At 70.0% G+C, this 14,542-nt stretch carries 12 protein-coding genes; 2 read left to right on the top strand and 10 right to left on the bottom strand.

Annotation, left to right across the window (positions count from 1 at the left end):
* Positions 1-7: 7 nt before the first annotated feature.
* The 6 genes from F1615_RS31340 to F1615_RS31315 form a co-directional block, all read right to left on the bottom strand.
* Positions 8-460 carry a DUF948 domain-containing protein gene (locus F1615_RS31340; protein WP_208818455.1) on the bottom strand — a complete coding sequence of 151 codons (453 nt, stop codon included), beginning with the start codon at positions 458-460 and terminating at the stop codon, positions 8-10.
* Positions 461-663: 203 nt separating this feature from the next.
* Positions 664-1,278, bottom strand: a complete 615-nt coding sequence (rpsD, locus tag F1615_RS31335) for a 30S ribosomal protein S4 (RefSeq protein ID WP_037936423.1) — start codon at positions 1,276-1,278, stop codon at positions 664-666.
* 302 nt (positions 1,279-1,580) lie between these two features.
* On the bottom strand, positions 1,581-2,936 hold the full coding sequence (locus F1615_RS31330) for a replication-associated recombination protein A (protein WP_149552427.1): 1,356 nt from the start codon (positions 2,934-2,936) through the stop codon (positions 1,581-1,583).
* Between the two features lie 43 nt (positions 2,937-2,979).
* Positions 2,980-3,645: a vitamin K epoxide reductase family protein gene (locus F1615_RS31325; protein WP_149552426.1), complete on the bottom strand. Its 666-nt coding sequence runs from the start codon at positions 3,643-3,645 to the stop codon at positions 2,980-2,982.
* Positions 3,646-3,901: 256 nt separating this feature from the next.
* Positions 3,902-5,164 carry a histidine--tRNA ligase gene (hisS, locus tag F1615_RS31320; RefSeq protein WP_149552425.1) on the bottom strand — a complete coding sequence of 421 codons (1,263 nt, stop codon included), beginning with the start codon at positions 5,162-5,164 and terminating at the stop codon, positions 3,902-3,904.
* A 12-nt stretch (positions 5,165-5,176) separates the two neighbouring features.
* Positions 5,177-5,884 (bottom strand): MBL fold metallo-hydrolase, encoded by a 708-nt coding sequence (locus F1615_RS31315; protein WP_149552424.1) that lies wholly within the window; start codon positions 5,882-5,884, stop codon positions 5,177-5,179.
* A 183-nt stretch (positions 5,885-6,067) separates the two neighbouring features.
* Here F1615_RS31315 and F1615_RS31310 point away from each other — a divergent pair, with 183 nt between their 5' ends.
* Both F1615_RS31310 and F1615_RS31305 read left to right on the top strand, forming a co-directional pair.
* Positions 6,068-6,889, top strand: a complete 822-nt coding sequence (locus F1615_RS31310) for a peptidylprolyl isomerase (protein WP_149552423.1) — start codon at positions 6,068-6,070, stop codon at positions 6,887-6,889.
* Between the two features lie 137 nt (positions 6,890-7,026).
* Positions 7,027-8,256 (top strand): DUF349 domain-containing protein, encoded by a 1,230-nt coding sequence (locus tag F1615_RS31305; RefSeq protein WP_149552422.1) that lies wholly within the window; start codon positions 7,027-7,029, stop codon positions 8,254-8,256.
* Between the two features lie 64 nt (positions 8,257-8,320).
* On the opposite strand, the gene relA is transcribed toward F1615_RS31305, so the two are convergent.
* The 4 genes from relA to secD all read right to left on the bottom strand — a co-directional run bounded on the left by relA (position 8,321) and on the right by secD (position 14,485).
* Positions 8,321-10,837, bottom strand: coding sequence for a GTP pyrophosphokinase (gene relA / locus F1615_RS31300; RefSeq protein WP_149552421.1), 2,517 nt, complete (start codon positions 10,835-10,837; stop codon positions 8,321-8,323).
* 193 nt (positions 10,838-11,030) lie between these two features.
* Positions 11,031-11,579, bottom strand: coding sequence for an adenine phosphoribosyltransferase (locus F1615_RS31295; protein WP_149552420.1), 549 nt, complete (start codon positions 11,577-11,579; stop codon positions 11,031-11,033).
* Entirely contained in the window at positions 11,576-12,691 is a 1,116-nt protein-coding gene (gene secF / locus F1615_RS31290; RefSeq protein ID WP_149552419.1) for a protein translocase subunit SecF, read from the bottom strand. The genes F1615_RS31295 and secF overlap by 4 nt, the downstream gene beginning before the upstream one ends.
* Before the next feature lie 3 nt (positions 12,692-12,694).
* A complete protein-coding gene (gene secD / locus F1615_RS31285) occupies positions 12,695-14,485 on the bottom strand; it encodes a protein translocase subunit SecD (protein WP_149552418.1) in 1,791 nt (596 codons plus the stop codon).
* Between the last annotated feature and the right edge of the window lie 57 nt (positions 14,486-14,542).

The following is a 14,542-nucleotide window of genomic DNA, read 5'->3' as shown; positions in this document are numbered from 1 at the left end:
CGTCGGGTCAGTCCTTCTTTCCCCGGGTCCGCTTTTCCCGCCGCGCGCCCGGGACGGTGCGGCCCACGATCACGGTACGCCTCGGCGCCTTGGCCGGGGCGTCGTCCTTGCGGCCGCTGACGGCCCGGCGGACGCCGTAGCCGAAGGCGGCGACCTTCACCAGGGGGCCGCCGAAGGTGGAGGCCACGGTGGTCGACAGCGCCGAGGCGTTGGAGGTGACCTCCTGGACGTCGGAGGCGATCGCGTCGACCCGTTCGATCTGGGTCTGCGCCGACCGCACCGCCGTGGAGGCGTCCGCCAGCAGCGGCACCGCCTGGTCGGTCACCTCCGCCACGAGTCTGGTGGTCGCCCGGAGCGTCTGGGCCAGCCTCGCCAGCGCGACGGCGAGGAAGGAGACCAGGATCGCCCAGAAGACGGCCACCAGGATTCCGGCCACCTCGCCACCGGACACTGTGTGCACCCGCTCCCTTGAAACGCGCCTGAACATCGAGAAAGTCGTGTGCCCGAGCCTATCGCGCCGGTGAGGTCACTCCGTACCGGATTACGGTCCGCCACCGGCGAAGTCGCGGGAGGAGAGGGTACGGGCGAAGACGAGCCCGCCGCCTCGTCCGCCCTGAGGGGGCGGGGAGGCGGCGGGCTCGGGATACCGCGTGCCTGCTGGGATCAGCGGGCGTAGTACTCGACGACGAGCTGCTCGTCGCAGATCACGGGGATCTCCTTGCGGTTCGGCTCGCGGTCCAGGCGGAACGCCAGGGCCTTGAGGTTCACCTGGAGGTAGCGCGGGATCTCACCGTCGGGGGCGAAGCCGCCTTCACGGGCGATCGTGAAGAGGGTCTTCTCCTTGCTGCGGTCGCGGACCTGCACGACGTCGTCCGGGCGGACACGGAAGGAGGGCTTGTCGACCTTCTTGCCGTTGACCTGGATGTGGCCGTGGGTGACCATCTGGCGGGCCTGGTAGATCGTGCGGGCGATGCCCGAACGCAGGACCAGCGCGTCGAGGCGCCGCTCCAGCTCCACGATCAGGGCCTCACCGGTCTTGCCCTGCACCTTGGAGGCACGCTCGTAGGCGCGGACCAGCTGGCGCTCGGAGAGGTCGTACTGCGCGCGCAGACGCTGCTTCTCCAGCAGACGGACCTTGTAGTCCGAGTTCTGCTTGCGGCCACGGCCGTGCTCACCCGGCGGGTAGGGGCGGGCCTCGAAGTACTTGACGGCCTTCGGGGTCAGCGCGATGCCGAGGGCACGCGACTTCTTGACCTTGGGGCGGGACTGGTTCGCCACTTCTTTTCCTTTTCCTTTTCGGCTGCCTCAGGGTTACGGGAGGTCGCATCCGCAGCCAGGGAATTCCCAGCAGGTCCGCTTCGGACGAGCCGGGCAGCCGCTCCCCTGGTCTGGGCACATACGTGCAGCACACGAACGGCCCACCGACCGGTCCCGGGACTGACGGGTGGTGGTGGGCTGCCCGCGACACCTACGACGGTGCGCGACGCTCCTGGATCGAAGGATCCGGCTGGATGTCCCGCCTGAGGCGCCGACCGGAGCCGGACACGGGACGCAGCACTTCGGGCAAGTCTACAGGGTGGTCAGGACCGCTTCCGACCGAGGTGCTTCCTGGTCCATTCGACCGCGTCCGCGTACCTCGCCTCCGCGCCGTGCCGGGTGGGCTCGTAGTACTCGCGGTCCTTCAGGGCGTCCGGCGCGTACTGCTGCTCGGCGATGCCCTCGGGCAGGTCGTGCGGGTAGGTGTAGCCCTTCCCGTGCCCGAGCTTCGTCGCACCCTTGTAGTGGCTGTCCCGCAGGTGGGACGGCACGGGTCCGGCCTGCCCCTTGCGCACGTCGTCCAGGGCGGCGCCGATCGCGGTGGTCGCCGCGTTGGACTTCGGGGCGAGGGCGAGAGCGATGGTGGCGTGGCTGAGGGTGAGCGCGGCCTCGGGGAAGCCGATCATGGCCACGGCCTGGGCGGCGGCGACCGCGATGGGCAGCGCGCCTGGGTCGGCGAGGCCGATGTCCTCACTGGCGGAGATCATCAGCCGGCGGGCGATGAAGCGGGGGTCCTCGCCGGCCTCGATCATGCGGGCCAGGTAGTGCAGGGCGGCGTCCACGTCGGAGCCGCGGATGGACTTGATCAGGGCGCTGGCGACGTCGTAGTGCTGGTCGCCGTCGCGGTCGTACTTCACCGCCGCCCGGTCGACCGTCTCCTCCAGCGTGGCCAGGGCTATCTCCGCCTCGCCCTTGTCCAGCGCGGCTCCCGCGGCGGCCTCCAGGGCGGTCAGCGCGCGGCGGGCGTCGCCGCCTGCGATGCGCAGGAGGTGGTCCTCGGTGTCCTCCGGAAGGGTGAGGGCGCTCCTGAGGCCCCGCTCGTCGGTCAGGGCGCGCCTCAGCAGGGCCCGCACGTCGTCGTCGGTGAGCGGTTCGAGGGTGAGCAGCAGGGACCGGGAGAGCAGCGGGGAGATGATCGAGAAGTAGGGGTTCTCGGTGGTCGCGGCGATCAGGGTGACCCAGCGGTTCTCCACGGCCGGGAGCAGGGAGTCCTGCTGGGCCTTGCTGAAGCGGTGGATCTCGTCGAGGAAGAGGACGGTCTCCTGGCCGTACCCGCCGGAGGCGCGGCGGGCGCCGTCGATGACCGCGCGGACCTCCTTGACGCCCGCGGTGATCGCCGACAGTTCGACGAAGCGCTTGTTGGTGGCCTTGGAGACGACGTAGGCCAGCGTGGTCTTGCCGGTGCCGGGCGGGCCCCAGAGGATGACCGAGGAGGGGCCCGCGGGGCCCGAGGCGCCTTCGCCGACCAGTCTGCGCAGGGGGGAACCCGGCTTCAGCAGGTGCTGCTGGCCCACCACCTCGTCGAGGGTGCGCGGGCGCATCCGGACCGCCAGGGGGCTGCCGGTCGGGTCCTTCTCCTGGCGTTCTTCTGCTGCGGCGGTGAACAGGTCGGGCTCCACGCTGAAACCCTAAGGCACCGCACCGACAGCCCGGGGCGGGCGGTCAGCTGGTCCAGAAGTCCCACCAGCGGGTCAGGATCAGCATGCCGATGATGCCGATGTGCAGGACCGGCATGACCCAGGTGAACTCGCCGAAGAAGCTCTTCAGCCAGCCCGGTGCGGGCAGGAAGCCCTTGCGGACGTTGAACGACGTCACGTACCAGAACATGATGATCGTGGCGACCCAGGCCAGGCAGCACCACAGGCACAGGGCGTTGATCCGGTACAGCGACTGGAACATCAGCCAGGCGCAGAAGACCACACCGAAGAGCGTGCCCACGTTGAAGGTGAGCCAGTACCAGCGCGGGAAGCGGGCCCGGGCGAGCAGGCTCATGCCGACGCAGACGACGATGCCGTAGGTGACGAGGCCGAGCATCGGGTTGGGGAACCCGAAGACGGAGGCCTGGTCGCTCTCCATGACACTGCCGCAGGACACGACCGGGTTGAGGCTGCATCCAGGGACGAACGTCTCGCCCTTGACCTTGGCCTCGAGCAGTTTGAACTTGTCGAGCGTGATCACCCACGCGGCGAGCACACCGGCCGCGCCCGTGATCACCAGGAGCAGGGCGAACGCACGGCTCGCACCCTCCGTGCGCTGCGCGGAGGTGCGCTCCGGCGAGGCCGGGGGTTCGGGCTCCATGTCGACGTCCCTGACTGTCGTCTTGCTCATCACGCCGATTCCGTCACTGGGAGGTGGGGACCTGCTTCGGGCAGGGGCCATTGTGCCGTACGGGGCTGTGGGTCCGCCGTTGTGCGGGCATAAGAACGTAACGCTGGTCGCCCGTGAGCGTTCGGTTCCGGCCGACGCCCGTCCGGCGGCCGTACGTGCGTTCCGTACGGCGTCCCCCGCCAGGGTGCCACGACATCCCGCGCGGCTGACGGCGAAGGCGCCGGGCCCCGGGAGGGACCCGGCGCCCGTACGCCGGTCAGCCGAGCCGTGACTCCAGCTCGGCCACGATCTCGTTGACGCCGATCGCCGTCTGTTCGCCGGACTCCATGTCCTTGAGCTGGACGACGCCCTCGGCGAGGTCGCGTTCGCCGGCCACGACGGTGTAGCGGGCGCCGCTGCGGTTGGCGTTCTTCATGGCGCCCTTGAGACCCTTGGCGCCGTAACTGAAGTCCGCGGCCACCCCGTTCTTGCGCAGCTCGGAGACCTTCGCGAACAGCACCCGGCGGGCCTCCTCGCCGAGCGGGACGGCGAACACACTGGTCGTGGCGGGGAGTTCGAGCTCGACGCCCTCCGCCTCCAGGGCCAGCACCGTGCGGTCGACGCCCAGGGCCCAGCCGACGGACGGCAGCGCGGGGCCGCCGATCATCTCGGACAGGCCGTCGTAGCGGCCGCCGCCGCCCACCGCGGACTGCGAGCCCAGGCCGTCGTGGACGAACTCGAAGGTGGTGCGCGTGTAGTAGTCCAGACCGCGCACCAGCTTGGGGTCGTCCTCGAAGGCCACGCCCGCCGCGGAGATCAGCTCGCGGACCTCCTCGTGGTACGCCTTGCACGCGTCGCACAGGAAATCGCGCAGCAGGGGCGCGCCGGTGAGCTGCTTCTGCACCGACTCGCGCTTGTCGTCCAGCACGCGCAGCGGGTTGATCTCCGCGCGGCGCAGGGTGTCCTCGTCGAGGTCCAGGCAGCGCAGGAAGTCCTGCAGCGCGGCCCGGTACACCGGGCGGCACTCCTTGTCACCCAGGCTGTTGAGCAGGATGCGGAAGTCGCGCAGGCCCAGCGAGCGGTACGCCTGGTCGGCGAGGATGATCAGCTCGGCGTCGAGCGCCGGGTCCTCCGCGCCGATCGCCTCGGCGCCGACCTGGGAGAAGTGGCGGTAGCGGCCCTTCTGGGGGCGCTCGTAGCGGTAGTACGAGCCGGAGTACCAGAGCTTGACCGGGAGGTTGCCCGCCTTGTGCAGGTTGGCCTCCAGGGCGGCGCGCAGCACGGAGGCGGTGCCCTCGGGGCGCAGGGCGAGCCGGTCGCCGCCCTTGGTCTCGAAGGCGTACATCTCCTTGGTGACGATGTCGGTGGACTCGCCGACACCGCGCGCGAACAGCTCGACGTTCTCGAAGCCGGGCGTCTCGATGTAGCCGTAACCGGAGTTGCGCAGCGGGGCCGCGATGGCCTCGCGGACGGCCAGGTACTTGGCGCTGTCCGGCGGGATCAGGTCGTACGTGCCCTTGGGGGCCTTGAAGGTGCTCACGGAAGTCTCTCGTCACATTCCTCGTCGGGGAGCCTCGGATGCTCCCTGGCCGACGGCCACCTGCCGCAGGTACGGGTTGGTGGCGCGCTCCTGGCCGATGGTCGTCTGGGGGCCGTGGCCGGACAGCACCACGGTCGAGTCGTCGAGCGGCAGGCACACGCGGGCCAGCGAGTCGAGCATCTCGGCCATGTCACCGCCCGGCAGGTCGGTGCGTCCGATGGAGCCGGCGAACAGCAGGTCGCCCGAGAAGAGGACCGGCGGGATGTCCGCCGCCTCGGGCATGCCGAAGGTCACCGACCCCTTGGTATGGCCCGGCGCGTGCGCGACGGAGAACTCCAGGCCCGCGAGCCGCAGCCGCGCGCCGTCGGTGAGCTCCTTGACGTCGTCCGGCTCCCCCACGGTCAGCTCGCCCATCAGCGGCATGCCGATGGCGCGGCCGATCCCCTTCTCGGGGTCGCTCATCATGTAGCGGTCCTCGGGGTGGATCCAGGCCGGTACGTCGTGCGCCCCGCACACGGGGACGACGGAGGCGACGTGGTCGATGTGACCGTGGGTGAGGACGACGGCGACGGGCTTGAGCCGGTGCTTGCGGACCGCCTCCTCGACGCCGTCGGCGGCCTGGTGGCCGGGGTCGATGATCACGCACTCCTCGCCCGCGGCGGGGGCGACGAGATAACAGTTCGTCCCCCAGGCCCCGGCGGGGAACCCGGCAATGAGCACGATCGTCCTTCGTTGTGTCGATACGGGAGGCTTGCGACGGGGCTGCGCCCGTGGTCAGAGCGTACCGGCGCTGCCGATTCCTCAGCGAACCCATATACGGTACGGGGCACACGCAGGCGGTCGGCTCACCGCACGCACGCACGCGTACCGGCCGGCACACGAGACGCATGAGGAGAGAACCCGGTGGTCAGCCAGGAACAGCGGCGGCGTCAGCTCGCCCGGGAGAAGTTCTTGCGGCAGCAGCAGCGGCGCACCGAAGCGCGTCGCAAGTCGCGGATCCGCAACTCGGTGATCGCGTCCGTGCTCGGCGTGGTCCTCGTGGGCAGCGGCGCGCTGTACGCGACCGGGGCGCTGGAGCAGGACGACGACAAGACCAACGCGAACGCCGAGGTCACGCCCAGCGCCGCACCGACGGGCAAGGCCCCGGACCCGTGCGACAAGCCCGCTGCGGGCGAGGTCGAGAAGCAGACCTGGAAGAAGGAGCCGGCGATGTCCATCGACAAGTCGGCGACGTACACCCTGAAGCTCGACACGACCTGCGGGGCCATAGACGTGGCGCTGAAGGCGTCGGCGGCGCCGCACACGGTCAACTCGTTCGACTTCCTGGCGGACAAGGGCTACTTCGACCACAGCAAGTGCCACCGGCTCACCACCAACGGCATCTACGTGCTGCAGTGCGGTGACCCGACCGGCACCGGCACCGGCGGCCCCGGGTACACGATTCCGGACGAGAACCTGAAGGACGACGTCCTGAAGGACAACATCTACCCGGCGGGCACGGTCGCGATGGCCAACACCGGGCAGAAGGACAGTGGTGGCAGTCAGTTCTTCCTGGTCTACCAGGACAGTCAGCTGCCGCCCAACTACACACCGTTCGGTACCGTCTCGGACGCCGGCATGAAGGTGCTGAAGAAGATCGCCGACGCCGGGGAGAACACCGGAGCCGGCGACGGGGCACCCAACGCGACGGTCGTGATCGACAAGGCGACCGTCACCGAATCCTGACCCCCAACTGCGGAATTTCGGTCGCGCGGGATGCGGACAGGCATCCCGTCGGTCGCCTATGTTGGCCGTGACGAAACTGTGGACGATGCCCGGGGGAGCTCGCAGGCCCCTCGACGGCATCATGTGGAGGAGGCGCTGTGAGCAGCGACCCGTGGGGCCGCGTCGACGAGACGGGGACCGTGTACGTGCGTACGGCCGACGGCGAGAGGGTCGTCGGTTCCTGGCAGGCCGGCTCCCCCGAGGAGGCGCTGGCCTACTTCGAGCGCAAGTACGAGGGCCTGGTTGTCGAGATCGGCCTCCTCGAGAAGCGAGTGAAGACCACCGACCTGTCGTCCAAGGACGCGCTGGCCGCGATCGAGCACCTGCGCGAGCAGGTCGACGCCCATCACGCGGTTGGCGACCTGGACGCCCTCAGGGCCCGGCTGGACAAGCTCGTGGAGCTGGTGGACAAGCGGCGCGAGGAGCGCAAGGCACAGCGGGCCAAGCAGTCCGACGAGGCGCGTCACGCCAAGGAGGCGCTGGTCGCCGAGGCCGAGGAGCTGGCCCGGTCGGACCAGTGGCGGGCGGCCGGTGAGCGGCTGCGGGCCCTGGTGGACACCTGGAAGGGCCTGCCGCGGCTGGACCGCAAGTCCGACGACGAGCTGTGGCACCGGTTCTCGCACGCGCGGTCGGCGTTCTCCAAGCGGCGCAAGCAGCACTTCGCGCAGCTGGACGCGCAGCGCGAGGAGGCCCGCAGGACCAAGGAACGGCTGGTCGCCGAGGCCGAGTCGCTGTCGAACTCGACGGACTGGGGTCCGACGGCCGCCCGTTACCGCGACCTGATGACGGAGTGGAAGGCCGCGGGCCGCGCCCAGCGCGAGCACGAGGAGGATCTGTGGAACCGCTTCCGCGGCGCTCAGGACGTCTTCTTCGCCGCGCGCAGCTCGGTCTTCGCGGAGCGTGACGCGGAGCAGGCGGAGAACCTCAAGCTGAAGGAGGAGCTGGCCGGGGAGGCCGAGAAGCTCCTTCCGATCACGGATCTGAAGGCCTCGCGGGCCGCCTTCCGGGCGATCAACGAGCGCTGGGAGGCCATCGGCCATGTGCCGCGGGACGCCCGTCCGAAGGTCGAGGGCCGGATGCACGCCGTGGAGCGGGCCCTGCAGGAGGCCGAGGAGGCCGAGTGGCGCCGGACGAACCCGGAGGCACGCGCGCGTGCCGCGGGGCTGACCGGTCAGCTCCAGGCCGCCGTGGACAAGCTGAAGGGCCAGATCGAGCAGGCCAGGGCGCAGGGCAACACCGCCAGGGCGGAGAAGCTCGAGCGTGAGCTGGAGGGCCGCCAGGCCCTGCTGGACCAGGCTCTGAAGGGTCTGCAGGAGTTCGGCGGCTGACCTCGCCGCACGAAAGAGGGGCTCCCTTCCTGTGGGAGCCCCTCTTCCGTGTGTCCGGCGGCCGCTAGGTGCGGTTGCGGGCCGACGTCACGCGGTAGACGTCGTACACGCCCTCCACGCCGCGTACGGCCTTCAGGACGTGGCCCAGGTGCTTGGGGTCGCCCATCTCGAAGGTGAAGCGGGAGGTGGCGACCCGGTCGCGGGAGGTCTGGACGGCCGCGGAGAGGATGTTGACGTGCTGGTCGGACAGGACGCGGGTGACGTCCGACAGCAGCCGGGAGCGGTCCAGGGCCTCGACCTGGATGGCGACCAGGAAGACGGAGGACTGGGTGGGTGCCCACTCGACGTCGAGGATCCGCTCGGGCTCACGGGACAGGGAGTCGACGTTGACGCAGTCGCTGCGGTGCACGGAGACGCCGCTGCCGCGGGTGACGAAGCCGATGATCGGGTCACCGGGCACCGGCGTACAGCAGCGGGCCAGCTTCACCCAGACGTCATCGACGCCCTTGACGACGACACCGGGGTCGGCGCTGGAGCGGCGCTTGCGGCTGCGTCCGCGGGCCGGCGGGGCCGACTCGTCGATCTCCTCGGTGGCCGCCTCCTCGCCGCCGAGGGCCTGGACGAGCTTCTGCACGATGTTCTGCGCGGAGACGTGGCCCTCGCCGATCGCCGCGTACAGCGCGGAGATGTCCGAGTAGCGCATCTCGTGCGCCAGCGTGACGAGTGAGTCGCCGGTGAGGATGCGCTGGATCGGCAGGTTCTGCTTGCGCATCGCGCGGACGATGGAGTCCTTGCCGTGCTCGATGGCCTCGTCCCGGCGCTCCTTGGAGAACCAGGCGCGGATCTTGTTGCGGGCGCGGGGCGACTTCACGAAGCCGAGCCAGTCGCGGGAGGGGCCCGCGCCGGCCGCCTTGGAGGTGAAGACCTCGACCAGGTCGCCGTTGTCGAGGGTGGACTCCAGCGGGACCAGCCGGCCGTTGACCCGGGCGCCTATGGTGCGGTGGCCGACCTCGGTGTGGACCGCGTAGGCGAAGTCCACGGGAGTGGCACCGGCGGGGAGCGCTATGACGTCACCCTTGGGGGTGAAGACGAAGACCTCGTTGCGGGAGAGGTCGAAGCGCAGCGACTCCAGGAACTCGCCGGGGTCCTCGGTCTCCTTCTGCCAGTCCAGGAGCTGGCGCAGCCAGGCCATGTCGTTGAGGTGGTCGTCCTTGCTCTTGCCGGACGACTTGGGGGCGTCGGTGCGCACCTTCGAGGCGCCGGCGACGGCCTCCTGCTTGTACTTCCAGTGCGCGGCGATGCCGTACTCCGCGCGGCGGTGCATGTCGAAGGTGCGGATCTGCAGCTCGACGGGCTTGCCGCCGGGGCCGATGACCGTCGTGTGCAGCGACTGGTACATGTTGAACTTGGGCATCGCGATGTAGTCCTTGAACCGGCCGGGGACCGGGTTCCATCGCGCGTGCACCGTGCCGAGGGCCGCGTAGCAGTCGCGGACGGTGTCCACGAGGACGCGGATGCCCACCAGGTCGTAGATCTCCGCGAAGTCACGGCCGCGGACGATCATCTTCTGGTAGACGCTGTAGTAGTGCTTGGGGCGGCCGGTGACGGTGGCCTTGATACGGGCCGCCCTGAGGTCCTGCTGCACTTCGTCGGTGACGATGGCGAGGTACTCGTCGCGCTTGGGGGCGCGCTCGGCGACCAGGCGGACGATCTCGTCGTACATCTTGGGGTAGAGGATCGCGAAGGCGAGGTCCTCCAGCTCCCACTTGATGGTGTTCATGCCCAGCCGGTGGGCGAGCGGCGCGTAGATCTCCAGGGTCTCGCGCGCCTTCTTCTCCTGCTTCTCGCGCTTGAGGTAGCGCATGGTGCGCATGTTGTGCAGGCGGTCGGCGAGCTTGATGACCAGCACGCGCGGGTCCTTGGCCATCGCGACGACCATCTTGCGCACGGTCTCGGCCTGCGCGGCCTCGCCGAACTTGACCTTGTCCAGCTTGGTGACGCCGTCGACGAGGAGGGCGACCACGTCGCCGAAGTCGCGGCGCAGGTCCTCCAGGCCGTACTCGGTGTCCTCGACGGTGTCGTGCAGCAGGCCGGCCATCAGCGTGGCCGGGTCCATGCCCAGCTCGGCGAGGATGGTGGTGACGGCGAGCGGGTGCGTGATGTACGGGTCGCCGCTCTTGCGCTTCTGGCCGCGGTGCCAGCGTTCGGCGACCTGGTAGGCGCGCTCGATCTGACGCAGCGTCGCGTTCTCGGTCTTGGGGTCGTTGCCGCGGACGATCCGCAGCAGCGGCTCCAGCACCGGGTTGTAGGGGTTGGCGCGCTGGACGCCGAGCCGGGCGAGGCGGGCGCGGACGCGGTTGGAGGAGCCGGAGCGGGCCGGCTGACCGGTGTTGGGGCGTGCCAGAGGGGCGGGCGGGCCCGGCTTGGGGCGCGGCTGCTCGGGCTTGTCGACGGGCGCGGACTGGGCGTGCTGGACCGGCCCACGCGTGTCGTTCGTCGCGTGGGGCGCGCTCGGCGCGGGCTTCGCCGCCGAGGCGGACTCGGGCTTGGCGGCGGTCAGGTGCTGGGCCTCGTCTGGCAAGAGGACTCCTCGTGCGCGATCCGGGTCCCCAGGTCAGGCTCCGGAGACCCCATGGTAGCGATCCCCCGCCCGCGGATCGCCTTCGGAGCGGTGTGAGGACCGTCTACCCCGGAAACGCACGAGGCGGACACCGGATTCCTCCGGGTCCGCCTGCGTGGTGTGGTGCAGGACCGTTCGCCTGTCCCGTGGCCGGTCAGACCGTGAGCAGCGCCTCCAGCGGGGCGCCCGCCAGGGCGGGCTCCAGCCGGGCACGGCCGCCGAGGAAGCCGAGCTCCATCAGCACGGCGAGACCCGCCACCTCGGCGCCCGCCCTGCGGATGAGCTGGACCGACGCCTCGGCGGTGCCGCCGGTGGCGAGGACGTCGTCGACCACCAGGACGCGGTCGTCCGCGCAGAGGTCCTCGGCGTGCACCTCGATCTCGGCGGAGCCGTACTCCAGGTCGTACGCCTGGCTGAGGGTGGCTCCGGGGAGCTTGCCCGCCTTGCGTACGGGGATGAAACCGAGACCGGCGCGGACGGCGACCGGGGCGCCGAGGATGAAGCCCCGGGCCTCCAAGCCGACGATCTTGGTGGCGCCGGTGCTCCGGGCGATGCCGGCGAAGGCGTCGCTGAGCGCGGAGAACGCCGCGGGGTCCGCGAGGAGCGGGGTGATGTCCTTGAACATCACCCCCGGCTCCGGGTAGTCCGCCACGTCCCGGATCCGGCTGAGCAGCAGGTCCGAGATGTCGGTGAGCTCGGTCATCGGCGCTTCCCCGAGGGACGGCCCCGGCCGCGGGTGCGGGAGGCGGGCTGGCTGCGCGGACCGACGACCGCGGGCGCGGCGTCCTCGGGCTCGTCGTCGTAGTCGCCGGTGGCCGCGGCCGCCTGCGGCTCGTCCGCGTCCCCGCCCTGGGCCCGCTTGGCCATGACCCGCTTCTTCAGCGACTTCATCGACGGCTCGAGCTCCTTGAGGTCGGCGACGAGCGGGGTGGCGATGAAGATCGAGGAGTACGCACCGGCCGCGAGGCCGACGAACAGCGACAGCGAGATGTCGTTCAGCATGCCGGCGCCGAGGACACCGCCACCGATGAACAGCAGGCCCGCCACCGGCAGCAGCGCGACCACCGTGGTGTTGATGGAGCGGACCAGGGTGCTGTTGATGGAGCGGTTGGCGATCTCGCTGTACGTCCAGCGGGTCTGTTTGGTGATGTCCTTGGTCTGTTCCTTGAGGCTGTCGAAGACGACGACCGTGTCGTACAGCGAGTAACCGAGGATGGTGAGCAGACCGATCACCGTGCCGGGCGTGACCTCGAAGCCGACGAGGGCGTAGATGCCGACGGTGATGGTGATGTCGTGGATCAGCGCGACGAACGCGGCGAGCGCCATGCGCCACTCGAAGGCGATCGCCAGGTAGATCACGACGAGGATCATGAAGATGCCGAGGCCCTGCCAGGCCTTGTTGGCGATCTGTTCGCCCCAGCTGGGACCGACCAGCTCGGCGTTGATCTGCTCGGCGTCGACCTTGAAGTCCTCGGCGAGGGTGTCCTTGATCTTGTCCGAGGTCTTGGTGTCGATGCCGGCGACCTGGATGCGCATGGTGCCGTCGCCGAGCTTCTGGACGATGGCGTCGTGGCCGGAGGCGTCCTCCGCGTACTCCTCGGCCGTGGCGACCGAGACGCTCATGTTCTTCGGGGTGGTGAAGACCGCTCCGCCCTGGAACTCGATGCCCATGTGCAGGCCCCGCACCGCCAGGCCGACGATGGCCGTGATGGTGATCAGGATGGAGACGCCGTACCAGATCTTGCGGTTCTTGACGAAGTCGTAGCCGATCTCGCCATGGTGCAGCCGGGCGCCGAGGTTGCCGAGTTTCGACATCTCTCACGCCTCCTTCGGGTGGGCGGGGGCGGAGGGACGACGGGTGCGGCGCAGTGGCGGTTTGGCACCCAGCGCCTTCGGGTCGAGCCCGGACCACTTGTGGCCGCTGGCGAAGAACTTCCGGCGGGCCATCAGCGTCAGCAGCGGCTTGGTGAAGAGGAACACCACCACGACGTCGAGCACGGTGGTCAGACCGAGCGTGAACGCGAAGCCCTGGACCTTGCCGACGGTGACGACGAAGAGCACGGCGGCGGCGAGGAACGACACGAAGTCGGAGACCAGGATGGTGCGCCGGGCGCGCGGCCAGGCCCGCTCGACGGAGGGGCGCAGCGAGCGGCCCTCGCGGATCTCGTCCCGGACCCGTTCGAAGAAGACGATGAACGAGTCCGCGGTGATGCCGATGGCGACGATGGCACCGCACACGGCCGGCAGGTTCAGCGCGAACCCGATGGCCGGGCCGAGCAGCGACATGATCACGTAGGTCAGGGCCGCGGAGACCAGCAGGGACAGGATGGCGATGAAGGACAGGCCCCGGTAGTAGAACAGCAGGTAGAGGACGACCAGGGCGAGGCCGATGGCACCGGCGATCAGGCCCGCCTTCAGCTGCTCACCGCCGAGGGCGGCGGTCACCGTGGTGACGCTGTCCTCGCGGAAGGTCAGCGGCAGGGCGCCGTAGGACAGCATGTTGGCCAGTTCCTGGGCCGACTGCTGGGTGAAGTTGCCGGAGATCTCGGCGTTGCCGCCGGTCAGCGCCTGGCTGACGTACGGGTCGGAGACGACCTCGTTGTCCAGCACGATGGCGAACTGGTTCTGCGGGGACTGCTTCTGGGCGAGCTGGCCGGTGATGTCGGCGAACTTCTTGGCGCCCTTGTCCGTGAAGTCCATGGTGACGGTCCAGCCGGCACCGGTCTGGGTGTTCAGGACGGCCTTGGCCTCGTCGACGTCCGTGCCGTCGACGGCGGCGGGGCCGAGGATGTACTTCTGCCACTGGCCCTGGGAGTTCTGGCCGCAGGCGACGGTCGAGTCGCTGGACTTGGACCCGTCACCGGCCTTGGCGCGGACGCTCTCCTTGGTGCAGTCGAGCGCGGCGTACTGGGCCTGGAGCTTGCTGTCGTCGTCGCCGGAGGTGCCGCCGGTGGCGGACGGGGACGGGGCGGCCTGATCGTCGGTCTTCGCGCTCGGGGAGCCGGACGGGGTCTCGTCGGCCGTCAGGGCGCCGGTGACCGCGCGGCCCTGCGTGGTGGCGCTCGCGGACGGGCTGCCGGAGGCGGACGGGGACGCGCCGTCGGTCGCCTTCTCCGTGGCCTTGTCGGTCGCCTTGTCCTTCCCGGAGTCCTGCTCCGAGCCGTTGCCGGTCGCGCTGGGCGACGGGGCGGCCCCGCCGCCGGCGAGCTCGGTGGCGATCACGGGACGGAAGTAGAGCTTGGCGGTGGTGCCGACCTGTTCCCGGGCCTGCCTGGAGTTCGTGCCCTTGGGAATGTTGACGATGATGTTGCGGGTGCCCTGCGTCTGGACCTCGGCCTCGGAGACACCGAGACCGTTGACACGCCGCTCCATGATGGAGACCGCGGTGTCCATGTTGGTCTTGTTGATCGCGGACTCCTGGCCGGCCTCGGGGACCGCCGCCAGCGTGATGCTCGTGCCGCCGGCAAGGTCGATGCCGAGACGCGGAGTCGTGTGCCCGGAGACGAACATTCCCCCGGTGAGCGCCACGATGGCGATCAGGATCAGAGCGAGCGAGCGCCACGGCTTACTCGTGGCGCTCGCGTTCCGTCCCTTTTTGAGTGCTGCCACCTTCTCGTACTCCCTCTCGGGCCGTCCCGCGCCGGGTCAGGGGCGGGCGGCCATGAC

This window comes from Streptomyces marokkonensis, from assembly GCF_008312835.1.
GTDB classification, from domain to species: Bacteria; Actinomycetota; Actinomycetes; order Streptomycetales; family Streptomycetaceae; genus Streptomyces; species Streptomyces marokkonensis_A.
The sequence above is the reverse complement of the archived record's forward strand: the minus strand, read 5'-3'. Positions and strand labels throughout refer to the sequence as shown.